The following is a 12574-nucleotide window of genomic DNA, read 5'->3' as shown; positions in this document are numbered from 1 at the left end:
GCCATCGCAGCGGCCGCCGTCTAAACATCTGCTAAGGCGCAGCACGTGATTGTACGATAGATCACCATCGAGTCGGACAGGAGGGCGTCCATCATTCTCTGGTCCGCCATGGGGGTCTCGCAATGAAGAGCGCCGGCTCTCCTCCGGGAGTTCTCGTCGTGGACGACGAGGCGATCATCCGGATGGAACTCGCCATGGACCTCGGCGAACTCGGGTTCGACGTCCATGAGGCCCATGACGTCACCGGCGCCCTGGCGGCCATCGAGGCGCATCCCGGGATCGTCGGCGGCGTCTTCGACGTCCACCTGAACGGAGATCTGACCGGCTACGATCTCGTCCGGATCGTGCGGGAGAAGCAGCCGTTCTTCGCCGTGATCATGATCACGGGAAGCGGCTTCCTGCCGCCTCCCGGTTTCGACGAGCAGGTGCTGCTCTCGCCGAAGCCCGTCGATTCCCGCAGGATCGCGCTCACCATGAGCGCCAAGCTCGGCCTGCCGGATGTGGCCTGAGGGCGCATCGGCCGCTCGGCCGTAGGGCGGACCCCGCCTTACGTGCGCGCCGCGATGGCGGAACCCGCCGCGAGCGTCGTCGCCAATGCCCCCGCGACCTCTTTCATCGCCGAGACGCGCTCCTCCCAGCGCTGGTCCATGATGCGCTGGACGGGGCCGGTCACACCGAGGCTGTAGAGGACCCGGCCACCCGGCTCCCGCACGGGAACGCCGAGAGCGCCGAGCCCCTCGTCGATCTCGGACACGCAGGTCGCAAATCCGTCCTCGCGGGCCTTGGCGTAGATGTCCCGGATGCGCGCGGGATCGGTCACGGTATGGGCGGTGAGGCGAGGCAGCGGTTCGGCCAGCGCCTCCGAGACGAGGGCCTCGTCCTGGAAGGCGAGAATCGCCTTGGCGGTCGCGGCAGCGTGGGGCGCCATCTCGACGCGCGGCTGGACGAAGGTGCGCCATTGCGCGGCGGGGGCCTCGCTCGTCACGACCTGGACCCGATGGCCGACGACACGGCAAAGGTAGCTCGTCTCCCCGATCCGGGCACTCAACGCCTCGAGATGCGGACGGGCGAGCGCCGAAATCCAGCCATCCGCTGCTGAATTGTGCAGCAGCCGAACAAGCCTGTCCCCCAGTTGGTACGCCCCACGCCGGCCTCCTCCCTCGACGAGGCCAGCCCGGGCCAGCCCGGTCAGCAGGCGATGCGCCGTCGTCTTGGGAAGCCCCGAAAGCGTGCTGACATCCGTCAGAATGAGCGCGCCCGGAAAGGCCGCCACGAGTTCGAGCAGGCTGATGTAGCGATCCAGCGGCCCACTCGCCGGGCCATGCTCGCCGGCCATCGGCCGGCCATCGGCACGCATTGCCTGGGTGTTAGGCACGATGCCTGCCGCCGGGTGGTTGACAGGGGCTTTTGGCAAAATCTAACCTCGGGTCGCGATAAACGGAAACTAGTTCCGAAAAACGGAATAAGTCAATTTCTGTTCTGCGGGCAGGGGCCCACGCGGAGAGGCGAGCATGACGATCAACAGACGCACCATCCTGTCGCTCGCGGCCGGCACGGCCCTTGGGGCCGCGATCCGCCCCGCCTTCGCGGCCGGCGAGCCCATTTCCATCGGCGCCGTCATCCCGACGACGGGTCCGATGTCGCTGTCCGGCAAGCAGTATTTCAACACGCTGACGATGGCCGAAGAGGACATCAACAAGGCCGGCGGCATCAACGGGCGGCCGGTCAAGTTCGTGATCCAGGACGCCGGCTCGTCGAACAGCACGGCCGTCAGCGCCTTCATGAAGCTGATCCAGGAGACGAAGCCTCCCTTCGCCTTCCTGACGAGCTATTCGACCCAGAACCTCGCCACGGCTCCCGAGGTCGTGAAGGCGAAGATCCCGGTGATGTATGCCGGCGGTGCCGACGCCGTCGCCGAGAGCAGCAACGGCTGGATGTTCCGCATCCGGCCGACGGATTCGCTCGCGGCCCGCGGCATGGCCCAGTTCGTCAAGACGCTGAAGGCCACCAAGCCCGGCATCTTGTATATCCAGAACGATTTCGGCCAGGGCGGCGCCCAGGCGGCCGCGAAGCTGCTGGAGGCGAACGGCACGGCGCCGGTCGGCATGGAGGCCTACGGCCAGAACGACAAGGACTTCTCGGCCCAGATCCTGCGCCTTCGCCAGAAGGGCGCGGACGTCATCCTGACCTTCGTCTACCCGGCCGACGGCGCGCTGCTGCTGCGCCAGATCAAGGCGCTCGGCCTCAAGACGCCGATCGTCGCCTCCTCGGCCTCGTTCCTCCCGGCCGCCCTCCAGCTCCTCTCGCCGGCCGATCTCGAGAATGTCTGGGGCGTCATCGACACCTTCGTGGATGCGAGCGTCGGCGGGCGGATGACGGATTTCACCACGCGCTACAAGGCGAAGTTCGGCCAGGACGGAGACGCCTATGGCCTCGCCTATTACGACGGCGCGCTGCTCCTGGCCGAGGGCCTCAAGAAGGTCGGCACGGATCCCGAGAAGCTGCGCGACTTCATCGCCTCCCAGAAGTCCTGGGAGGGGATCGGGCAGACCTTCTCCTTCGACGACAAGGGCAACGGCGTCCCCGGCGTCGTGGTCGTGAAGGCGAAGCCCGGCACGAAGACCATCGAACTCGTCGAGCGCATCCGGCCGTCCTGATCGGCCGGCATCCGTGCAGCGTCCCTGGCCGGTTGGCCGACAGAGTGATCCATGGCTGACCTCATCCAGCTCCTGACGAACGGGCTCGCGCTCGGCAGCGTCTATGCGCTCGCCGCGATCGGGTTCGTGATCGTCTATTCGGCGACCGGCGTCGTGAACTTCGCCGCCGGTCAGTTCGTGATGCTCGGCACCTTCGCCGGGGTCGCGATGCTGCTGAACGCCGGCTTGCCGATGCCCGTCGGCTACGCGGCGGCGCTGATCGCCATGGCGCTGTTCGGGGCGCTCTTCTATCTCGTGGTCTATCTGCCGCTGCGCACGAGCCCGGTCGTCACCGTCATCATCGGCACGGTCGCGATCGGGATCACGCTGCAGAACGCGGCGCTGCTCACCTTCGGGTCCTGGCCGTTCCGCCTGCCCTCGCCGTTCGAGGGGATGATGATCGAGGTCGCGGGCGCGGTCGTCTCCGTCCACGCCCTCGCCGTCGTCGCGACGACGGCGGTGATGATCTTCCTGCTCTGGCTGCTTCTGCACCGCACCGCGATCGGGATCGCGATGCGCGCGGTCGCGCAGGACGTGAAGGCCGCGCGCCTGATGGGGCTGCGGGTCCAGTGGCTTCTCGCCTTCTCCTGGATCCTCGGCGCCGTCCTCGCCGGCGTCGCCGGGCTGATGCTCGGACCGATGTGGTTCGCGGATGTGAACATGGGCGATCCCATCGCGCTCAAGGCCTTCGCGGCGACCGTGATCGGCGGTTTCGGGAGCCTGCCGGGCGCCATCGCGGGCGGTTTGTTCGTCGGCCTCGCCGAGGTGCTCGGCGCCTCCTACATCTCCTCCGCCTACAAGGACCTGATCGCCTTCGGCATCATGATCCTCTTCCTGCTCGTCCGGCCCCAGGGCATCTTCGGCGAGCCGATCCAGGATCGCGGCTGATGGCTCTGCGCGTCCTCGCCCTCGCGGCCTATCTGGCCATCGGTCTCGCGCTCTCGGTGAGCGTGTCCGAATACACGCTCCGCCTCCTCAACCTCGCGACCATCTCGGCCGTGGCGGTGATCGGGCTGAACTTCGCCTTCGGCTATGCCGGCCTGATCTCGCTCGGCCACGCGGCCTTCATGGGCCTCGGCGCCTACATCCTGGCGATCCTGACGACCCAGGCGGGCTGGTCGCCCTGGCTGGCGACGCTGCCCGCGATCCTCGGCACCGGCCTCGCCGCCGTGGTGATCGGCGTGCCGCTCCTGCGCCTGAAGGGGCATTATCTCGCCTTGGCGACGCTCGGCCTCAACGTCAGCTTCGGCATCGTCGCCGCGAACTGGATCGAACTCACCGGCGGCACCAACGGCATCGCCAAGATCCCGGGCCTCTCGCTGTTCGGCCATGCGATCGAGGGCGAGCGCCCCTTCCTATGGCTGTCGCTCGCCGTGGTGGCGGTGCTCGCCGTCCTGGCGTCCTTCATCCAGCGCTCGCGCTACGGGCGGGCGATGATGGCCGTCCGCGACGACGAGACGGCGGCGTCCATGACCGGCATCAACGTGACGGCCACCAAGGTCTCGGCCTTCGCGCTGTCGGCGATCTATGCGGCCATCGCGGGCTGTCTCTTCGCCACCCACGTCCACTTCATCTCGCCCGACGACTTCAACTTCGCCCACTCGATCACCTTCCTCTCGATGCTGATCGTCGGAGGAGAAGGCACGATCGCGGGCGCGATCATCGGCGCGGCGCTGCTGACCTTCCTGCCCGAATGGCTGCGTGTTCTGGGTGAAAGCTACCTCGCCTTCTTCGGCCTGATGATGCTCGCGATCCTGATCTTCATGCCGACCGGCATCGTCGGCCTCCTCTCGCGCTTCCGGCGCTCGGCCAAGCGCGAGGCGCCGCCGGCTCCCGCCTCCTCCGGGGAAGGAGCGCGGACATGACGATCCTGCGCGCCCAGGGCGTCACCAAGCGCTACGGAGGCCTTCTCGCGCTCTCCGAGGTCGACGTCGCGATCGAGGAGAACGAGTTCGTCGCCCTGATCGGGCCGAACGGCGCCGGCAAGTCGACGCTGCTCAACGTCCTGACGGGCCTCACCCCGCCGACCGCCGGCACGATCGAACTCGGCGGCCGCTCCATCACCAAGGCCTCGACCCATGCCCGCATCCGGGCCGGGCTCGGGCGCACCTTCCAGCACGGACGCCTGTTCGACCGTCTGAGCGTGCTCGAGAACGTCATGGTCGGCGCCGCGAACCGGCCGGGCCGGTCGGAGGCGCAGCTGGAGAGCGCCGCCCGGACGAGCCTCGAACGGATGGGCCTCGGCCATCTCGCGCCCTCGCGCATCTCCTCGCTCTCCTACGGCAACCGCAGGATGGTCGAGCTGACCCGCGCGCTCGCGGGCGAGCCCCGCATCCTGCTGCTGGACGAGCCGGCCGCGGGGCTCAATTCCGGCGAGGTCGAGGACCTGATGACCCGCCTTCGCGCGATCCGGTCCGAACACCGCCTCGCCGTGGTCCTGATCGAGCACAATATGGGCATGGTGATGCGCCTCGCCGAACGCATCGTGGTGCTGAACTTCGGACGCAAGATCGCCGAGGGCACGCCCGCCGCCGTCCAGGCCGACCCGGCCGTTCTCGAAGCCTATCTCGGTGCGGGGTCCTCCTATGCTGCGGATTGAGGACCTCACCGTCGCCTATGGCGACATCGTCGCGCTGCACGGCGTGTCGCTCGAGGTCGCGGCGGGCGAGACGGTCGCGCTGATCGGCGCCAACGGTGCCGGCAAGACGACGCTGCTGCAGACGGTCTCGGGCCTGAACAAGCTCCGCAGCGGGCGGATGGAGTTCGGCGGCGCCTCGCTCGCGCCGCTCTCGAGCGCGGACCGCGTGCGCGCCGGCATCGCCCAGGCGCCCGAGGGACGGCGCATCTTCCCGGGCCTCTCCGTCGAGGAAAACCTCGTCGTCGCGACCTCGTCCTGGCGGCGGCTCGGCAAGAGCTACGCGGACGACCTCGCGCAGGTCTTCGATCTCTTCCCGCGCCTGAAGGAGCGCCGGCGCCAGCTCGGCTGGTCGCTGTCCGGCGGCGAGCAGCAGATGCTCGCGATCGGCCGGGCGCTGATGTCACGCCCGAAGCTCCTCCTTCTCGACGAGCCCTCGCTCGGCCTCGCGCCGCGGCTCGCCGAAGAGGTCTACGACCGCGTTGGCCGCATCCGCGAGACGGGATTGACGATCCTCGTCGTGGAACAGAACACGGTGCTTGCGCTCGCGGTCGCGAACCGCGGGTATGTGCTCGAAACGGGCCGTGTCGTGCTCGCGGGCTCGGCCGACGAACTGCGCCGCAGCGAGCGCGTGCGCGAAGCCTATCTCGGCCGCTGAAGGCAGGAGAGGATCATGACCTATCCCGATTTCGCGTCCCGCTCCAACGCCATCTACGAGCGCGCCAAGGGCAGCCTGCCGGGCGGCAATACACGCACCACCGTCTATATGAAGCCCTATCCCATCTATGCGGCCCGCGGTGCGGGCTGCCGGGTCTGGGACGTGGACGAGGTGGCGCGGATCGACTGCATCAACAACTTCACCTCGCTCATCCACGGGCACGCCCATCCGGTGCTGGTCGAGGCCGCGACGAAGCAGCTCGCCCTCGGCACGGCTTTCGGGATGCCGACCGAATCCGAGGTCGATCTCGCCGAGATCCTCTGCGACCGCGTCGCCTCGGTGGAGGAGATCCGCTTCTCGAATTCGGGCACCGAGGCCGTCATGCTGGCGCTGAAGGCCGCGCGCGCCTTCACGGGCCGCGCGAAGATCGCGAAATGCGAAGGCGCCTATCACGGCACCTACGACTACGCCGAGGTCAGCCTCGAGACGACGCCCGAGCACTGGACCCAGGGCGCGCCCCAGTCGATCGCCTATGCCAAGGGCACGCCGAAGGGCGTCACCGACGACGTCGTGACGATCCCCTTCAACGACATCGACGGCGCCGTGAGCGTGATCCGGGCCCACGCTCAGGACCTCGCCTGCGTTCTCATCGATCCGATGCCGAACCGCGCCGGGCTCGTGCCGGCCGACAAGGCCTTCGTGCAGGCGCTCCGCGAGGTGACGCGGGAGATCGGCGCGCTGCTCGTCTTCGACGAGGTCATCGCGTTCCGCCTCGGCCGCGCCGGTGCCCAGGGCATCTGGGGAATCGACGCGGACCTCACGACCTTCGCCAAGATCATCGGCGGCGGCTTTCCCGTCGGCGCGACGGGCGGGCGGCGCGAGGTGATGGCGGTGTTCGACCCGACCCGAGGCAAGCCCGCTCTGCCGGCGGGCGGCACGTTCTCGGCCAACCCGGTCTCGATGCGGGCCGGGATCGCCGGAATGGAGCTTCTCGACGACGACGCCTTCGCGCATCTCGACGCGATCGGCGAGGCCGTCCGGCAGGGCATCGACGAGGCTTTCCGCAGCGAAGGCGCGGAGGGCCGCACCACCGGCCTCGGCTCGCTGCTCAAGGTCCACATGACCGGAAGGCCCGTGCGCGACTATCGCTCCGCCCATCTCGACGCCGCCGGCTCGAAGCGCCTCGCAACCTTCGTCGCGACGATGCTGGACGAGGGCGTCCTGATGGCGCCGAACGGCCTCATGGCGCTCTCGACCGTGATGCAGACGCCCGATGTCGAGGCGATCGTCTCGGCCGCCCGCGCGGCCGTTAGGGCCTCGGCGCAAGCCTGATCCGCTGGCCTTCACCTCGCCTCTTCAGCACCATCCGCGAGCCGCCGCTCCCGCCCATAGGACCCATCCCGACATGTCACGCGCAGTCGACCCGATCACCCGCTCCGTCGTCGAGCACCGCCTCACCTCGATCACCCGAGAGATGAGCGAGGCGATGCTGCGGACCTCGTTTTCGCAGATCCTCAATTCCAGCCGCGACTTCTCGATCGGCATCACCGACACCACCGGCCGTCTCGTCGCGCAGGCCGACAACATCCCGGTCCATGTCGGCGCTCTGCCTTGGGCCACGCGCGCGATCGAAGAGCGCTTCAAGGATATCGTGCCGGGAGACGTCTTCCTGTCGAACGATCCCGCCTATGGCGGCTCGCACCTGCCCGACCTCACGGCCTTCGTGCCGGTCTTCGCCGGTGAGCGGAGGCTGTTCTGGACCGTCGTGCGCGCCCACCAGAGCGATATCGGCGGCTCGACGCACGGCGCCTACAATCCGGGCGCGCGGGACATCTGGACCGAAGGCCTGCGGGTGCCCCCGATCCGGCTCTATGAGGCCGGCCGGCACCGCGACGACCTGCTCGATCTTCTCGCCCTCAACACCCGCAACGGCCGCGACTTCCGGGGCGATCTCGCGGCGATGGTCGGCTCGGCTCATCTCGGCGAGCGCCGCATCGAGAAGCTGCTGGAGGATTTCGGTGCCGACATCGTCCTCGGCGCGATCGAGGACTTCTTCGACGCGGCCGAACGGCGGACGCGGGCCATCGTCGCGGATTGGAAGGACGGCGTGTTCGAGGGCGAGGCGTTCCTCGACGACGACGGCCATGGCCGCGAGAACATCCGCATCCACGCCAAGGTGACGAAGCGCGGCAGCGACGTCGAGGTCGACCTGACGGGCTCCGATCCGCAATCGACCGCCTTCGTGAACTCCTCGCACGCGAACGCCCAATCGGCCTGCACGATGGCCTTCGCCTTCCTGATCGATCCGGACGTGCCGAAGAACGACGGCGCCACCCGTCCGCTGAGCGTCAAGCTCAAGGAAGGCACGATCGTCTGGGCCGAGCAGGATCGGCCGGTGACGATGTGCACGAGCCATCCCTCCACCGAGATCGTCGAGGCCGTCGTGAAGGCGCTCTCCCAATCCTGCCCCGACCGCGCCATGGGCGGCTGGGGACGCCGCTTCCGCATCGCCATCAAGGGCCAGGACCCGCGGAACGGCCGCGACTTCATCTGGCACATGTTCCATGCCCGCCCCGGCGGCGGCGCTTCGATCGCCGGCGACGGCTGGTCGTCGATCGGCGACGCCGAATCGGTCGGCGGCCTCAAGTTCGGCAGCGTCGAATTCGCCGAGGTGCGGTTCCCGCTCCATTTCCGCCGGCACGAATACCGGCCGGATTCGGGCGGGAAGGGCCGCTATCGCGGCGGCCTGGGCGTCGCGCTCGATCTCGAGGTTCAGACGGCGAAGCCTGCGCTCGCCAATACGGCGGGGGACGGTGTCCGCCACGGCTCCTTCGGCATCCTGGGGGGCGAGGACGGCCAGCCGCACGTCTACAAGCTCCTGTCCGAGGGGCATGAGCCCCGCGTCCTGCGCACCAAGGAGGTCGGCATCGTCGTCCAGCCCGGAGACGTCTTCGAGGTCCGTTCGGGCGGCGGAGGCGGCTGGGGGCCGCCCGAGGAGCGCTCGCCGGCGGCGCATGCCGAAGACGAGGTTCTGGGTTTCGTGACCAAGGGAGCGAAGTGAGATGTCGGCTTTGAGAATCGGCATCGATGTCGGGGGCACCTTCACGGACCTCGTCGCGATCGACCAGGACGGGCGGACCATCTTCGCCAAATCGCCCTCGACCCCGCACGACCAGTCAGTCGGCGTCGTCGCGGGCCTCGAGGAACTGGCCCGGCGCCATGGGCTGACGCTCGCCGAGCTGCTGGCGCAGACCAGCACCATCGTCCACGGCACGACGGTCGCGACCAACGCCCTCCTCGAGCGCAAAGGCGCCAAGGTGGCCCTCCTCACCACCGAGGGGCACCGCGACGTTCTCGAGATGCGCGAGGGCCTGAAGCCGGAGCGCTACGAGCTCCGCTCGAGCCCGCCGGAGCCGCTCGTGCCGCGCCATCTGCGCTTCGGCATCCGCGAGCGTGTCGGGCCGGACGGCACGGTCCTCACCACGCTCGACGAGGCCTCGCTGGACCAGGCGATCGAGGGCATCCGCGCCTCCGGCGCGACCTCCGTCGCGATCTGCTACCTGCACGCCTACAAGAACCCCGCCCATGAACTCGCGACCGAGGAACGCGTGCGGGCCGCGCTGCCGGACGTCTATGTTTCGCGCTCCAGCGACGTGCTGCCCCAGATCAAGGAGTTCGAGCGCGTCTCGACGACGGTCGTGAACTCCTATGTCGGGCCGGCCGTCCGCCGATACCTGACCAATCTCGAACAGCGCCTGCGCGAGGCGAGCTTCGCGGGGAGCCTCTTCATCGTCCTCTCGCATGGCGGCATGGCGCCGGTGGAAGAGGCCGGCCGGCTCGCCGCCGCCACCGTCCTCTCCGGGCCGGCGGGCGGCGTCGCGGGCTCGCGCCGCTGCGCGCGGCTTCTCGGCATCGACGACCTCATCCCCTTCGACGTCGGCGGCACCTCGACCGACATCTCGCTGATCTCGGGCGGCGAAGCGGCCCTCTCGGCCGAGCGCGGCCTCGCAGGCGAGCGGATCGCCCTGCGCTCCCTCGACATCGCCTCGATCGCGGCCGGCGGCGGCTCTCTCGCGCGGATCGATGCGGGCGGCACCTTCAAGGTCGGGCCGGAGAGCGCGGGCGCCGTCCCGGGGCCGGCCTGCTACGGCGAGGGCGGCACGGCTCCGGCCGTGACCGACGCGAACCTCCTCCTCGGCTATCTCGACGCCGACAACTTCCTCGGCGGCAAGAAGGTGCTCGACCTCAAGGCGGCCGAAGCGGTGGTCGCCGAGAAGGCGGCGCAGCTCGGCCTGTCCCCAGACGAGACGGCCGCCGGGATCTTCCGTCTCATCAACCTGAACATGGCCGAAGGCATCCGCCTGATGACGCTGCGCCGCGGGGTTGATCCGCGCCGCTTCGCGCTCCTGTCGTTCGGCGGCGGAGCGGGGCTCCACGCCGTCGAGGTGGCGCGCGAGCTCGAAATCCCGCGCGTCATCGTCCCGACGGTGGCCTCCGTCCTCTCGGCCTGGGGCATGCTGACGAGCGATCTGCGCTACGAGGTCAGCCGCACGCATGTCGGCGACGGAGCCGGCCTGACGGACGCGGCCCTGCGCGAGGTCTATGCCGGCCTCGAGCGTCAGGCGACCGACCGGCTGCGGAGCTGGTTCGACGGCGAGGTCCGGATCGAGCGCTCCGCCGAGATGCGCTACGGCGAACAGGTTTTCGAGGTCGACGTCCCCCTCGACGGCCTCGGCTGGGACGAGGACGGTCTCGCCGGGCGGGTCGAGGAGCGCTTCCACCAGCGCCACGAGGAACTCTACACCTACGCCTCGCGCGATCAGGAGGTGGTGTTCGTCAATGCCCGCGTCTCCGCGATCGGCGTCGTCCCCGAGCCGGCCCAGGAGGCGCCGAGCCTCGCCGAAGCCGAAGCTCCCGCGCCCGGCAAGCGCCGCGCCTGGTTCGGCGGCTGGCGGGAGGTGCCGGTCCACCAGATCGCGTCGCTGCCGCCGGGAACGCGGATCGAGGGTCCGGCCATCCTCGAGGCGGAGACCACCACGGTCGTCGCCGGCGAGGGTGACGTCGTCACCGTCGACCGGCTCGGCTGGCTCGACATCGCGTTGCGCAAGCCGGAACGGGCGGACCAGACCGCCTGACCGGCCGGAGGAGATCCCGATGACCCGCCTTCTGCTCCGCAACTTCCGCGAGGTGCCGGACGTCGCGCTCTCCGCCTCCGGCATCCGCATCCGATCGGCGGATGGCCGCGAGGTCATCGACGGCTCGGGCGGAGCGGCGGTCGCCTGTCTCGGCCACGCCCATCCGGCCGTGCTGGAGGCGATCCGAAGGCAGATCGAAAAGGTCTGCTACGTCCATACCGGCTTCTATGTCGGCGAACCGGTCGAGGCGCTCGCCGAGCACCTCGTCGGGCACGAGCCGGGCGGGCTGACCCACGCCTACTTCGTCAGTTCAGGCTCGGAAGGCGTCGAGACCGCGATCAAGCTCGCGCGCCAATACGCGCTGGAGACGGGGCAGCCGCAGCGCGAGCACGTCATCGGCCGCCGGCAGAGCTATCACGGCAACACGCTCGGCGCGCTCGGGGCCGGCGGCAACCTCGTGCGTCGTCCGCCCTACGCGCCGATCCTGCCGCAGGCGTCGAGCCATGTCTCGCCCTGCTATCCCTATCGCGAGCAGCGGGCGGGCGAGGACGACGCGGCCTATGTGAAGCGGCTCGCCGACGAACTCGAGGCCGAGTTCCAGCGCATCGGCCCCAACCGCGTGATGGCCTTCATCGCCGAGCCCGTGGTCGGCGCGACGCTCGGCTGCCAGGCCGCGCTGCCGGGCTATTTCAAGGCGGTCCGAGAGATCTGCGACCGCCACGGCGCCCTTCTGATCCTCGACGAGGTCATGTGCGGCCTCGGCCGGACCGGAACCCTGCATGCCTGGGAGCAGGAGGGCGTCGCGCCCGACATCCAGGTGATCGCGAAGGGGCTCGGAGGCGGCTACCAGCCGATCGGCGGCATCCTCGCCGCCGGGCGCGTCGTCGAGGCGATCCGGGCGGGCTCCGGCATCCACCGGCACGGCCATACCTATGCCGCCCATCCCGTCGCCTGCGCGGCCGCGCTCGCCGTCCAGCAGGTGATCCACGAGGAGAACCTCGTCGAGCAGGTGGCGATCCGCGGCCGGCAGCTCGAAACGGCGCTGAAGAGGCGCCTCGGGCAGCATCCGAATGTCGGCGACATCCGGGGCCGGGGCCTGTTCTGGGCGATGGAGCTCGTCGAGGACCGCGAGACCAAGACGCCCTTCGCCCCCGAACTCGGCATGAACGGCCGGGTGAAGCTCGCCACCTATGCGCGCGGCCTCGCCTGCTACCCCGTCGGCGGCACCATCGACGGCGTGCGCGGCGACCACGTGCTCCTAGCTCCGCCCTACATCACCACAGAGGACGAGATCGAGACGATCGCCGACCTGATGGCGGCAGGGATCGACGACGCGGTGAAGGGGTTGCCCCGCTCCGCGACGTGAACCACGCGCAATCAACCCGAAGGGGCACGCCGGCGACATGCGCGATCCCCTTTCGCATGCGATCGATGAGGGATATCCCGGGGT

11 protein-coding genes are annotated in these 12574 nt (G+C 69.4%); 10 read left to right on the top strand and 1 reads right to left on the bottom strand.

Annotated features, from left to right (window positions below; all coding sequences use genetic code 11):
* The first annotated feature begins 158 nt into the window (after nt 1-158).
* Nucleotides 159-509 carry a response regulator gene (locus tag EV668_RS19440; protein WP_166652553.1) on the top strand — a complete coding sequence of 117 codons (351 nt, stop codon included), beginning with the start codon at nt 159-161 and terminating at the stop codon, nt 507-509.
* A gap of 38 nt (nt 510-547) precedes the next feature.
* On the opposite strand, the gene EV668_RS19435 is transcribed toward EV668_RS19440, so the two are convergent.
* Entirely contained in the window at nt 548-1336 is a 789-nt protein-coding gene (locus EV668_RS19435) for an IclR family transcriptional regulator (RefSeq protein WP_166652552.1), read from the bottom strand.
* A gap of 175 nt (nt 1337-1511) precedes the next feature.
* Between EV668_RS19435 and EV668_RS19430 the strand changes: the two genes are divergently transcribed.
* The 9 genes from EV668_RS19430 to EV668_RS19390 all read left to right on the top strand — a co-directional run bounded on the left by EV668_RS19430 (nt 1512) and on the right by EV668_RS19390 (nt 12490).
* Complete coding sequence (locus EV668_RS19430) at nt 1512-2657, top strand: ABC transporter substrate-binding protein (RefSeq protein ID WP_133773224.1); 1146 nt, start codon at nt 1512-1514, stop codon at nt 2655-2657.
* A gap of 51 nt (nt 2658-2708) precedes the next feature.
* Nucleotides 2709-3584, top strand: coding sequence for a branched-chain amino acid ABC transporter permease (locus tag EV668_RS19425; protein ID WP_133773222.1), 876 nt, complete (start codon nt 2709-2711; stop codon nt 3582-3584).
* Nucleotides 3584-4561 (top strand): branched-chain amino acid ABC transporter permease, encoded by a 978-nt coding sequence (locus EV668_RS19420; protein ID WP_133773220.1) that lies wholly within the window; start codon nt 3584-3586, stop codon nt 4559-4561. Before EV668_RS19425 ends, EV668_RS19420 begins: the two co-directional genes overlap by 1 nt.
* Nucleotides 4558-5295 carry an ABC transporter ATP-binding protein gene (locus EV668_RS19415; RefSeq protein ID WP_133773218.1) on the top strand — a complete coding sequence of 246 codons (738 nt, stop codon included), beginning with the start codon at nt 4558-4560 and terminating at the stop codon, nt 5293-5295. The genes EV668_RS19420 and EV668_RS19415 overlap by 4 nt, the downstream gene beginning before the upstream one ends.
* Complete coding sequence (locus EV668_RS19410; RefSeq protein ID WP_133773216.1) at nt 5282-5989, top strand: ABC transporter ATP-binding protein; 708 nt, start codon at nt 5282-5284, stop codon at nt 5987-5989. Before EV668_RS19415 ends, EV668_RS19410 begins: the two co-directional genes overlap by 14 nt.
* A gap of 15 nt (nt 5990-6004) precedes the next feature.
* The gene (locus tag EV668_RS19405) at nt 6005-7321 is read left to right on the top strand and encodes an aspartate aminotransferase family protein (protein WP_208111587.1); all 1317 of its coding nucleotides are present in this window, start codon (nt 6005-6007) and stop codon (nt 7319-7321) included.
* A gap of 73 nt (nt 7322-7394) precedes the next feature.
* Nucleotides 7395-9050 carry a hydantoinase B/oxoprolinase family protein gene (locus tag EV668_RS19400; RefSeq protein ID WP_133773212.1) on the top strand — a complete coding sequence of 552 codons (1656 nt, stop codon included), beginning with the start codon at nt 7395-7397 and terminating at the stop codon, nt 9048-9050.
* Nucleotide 9051: 1 nt separating this feature from the next.
* Nucleotides 9052-11124, top strand: coding sequence for a hydantoinase/oxoprolinase family protein (locus EV668_RS19395; RefSeq protein ID WP_133773209.1), 2073 nt, complete (start codon nt 9052-9054; stop codon nt 11122-11124).
* 19 nt (nt 11125-11143) lie between these two features.
* Complete coding sequence (locus EV668_RS19390; RefSeq protein WP_133773207.1) at nt 11144-12490, top strand: aspartate aminotransferase family protein; 1347 nt, start codon at nt 11144-11146, stop codon at nt 12488-12490.
* Nucleotides 12491-12574 lie beyond the last annotated feature (84 nt).

The sequence above is a fragment of the Enterovirga rhinocerotis genome (genome assembly GCF_004363955.1).
In the GTDB taxonomy this organism is placed as follows: Bacteria; Pseudomonadota; Alphaproteobacteria; order Rhizobiales; family Beijerinckiaceae; genus Enterovirga; species Enterovirga rhinocerotis.
Note: the sequence above shows the minus strand (reverse complement) of the source record. Positions and strands in the feature narration are given on the sequence as shown.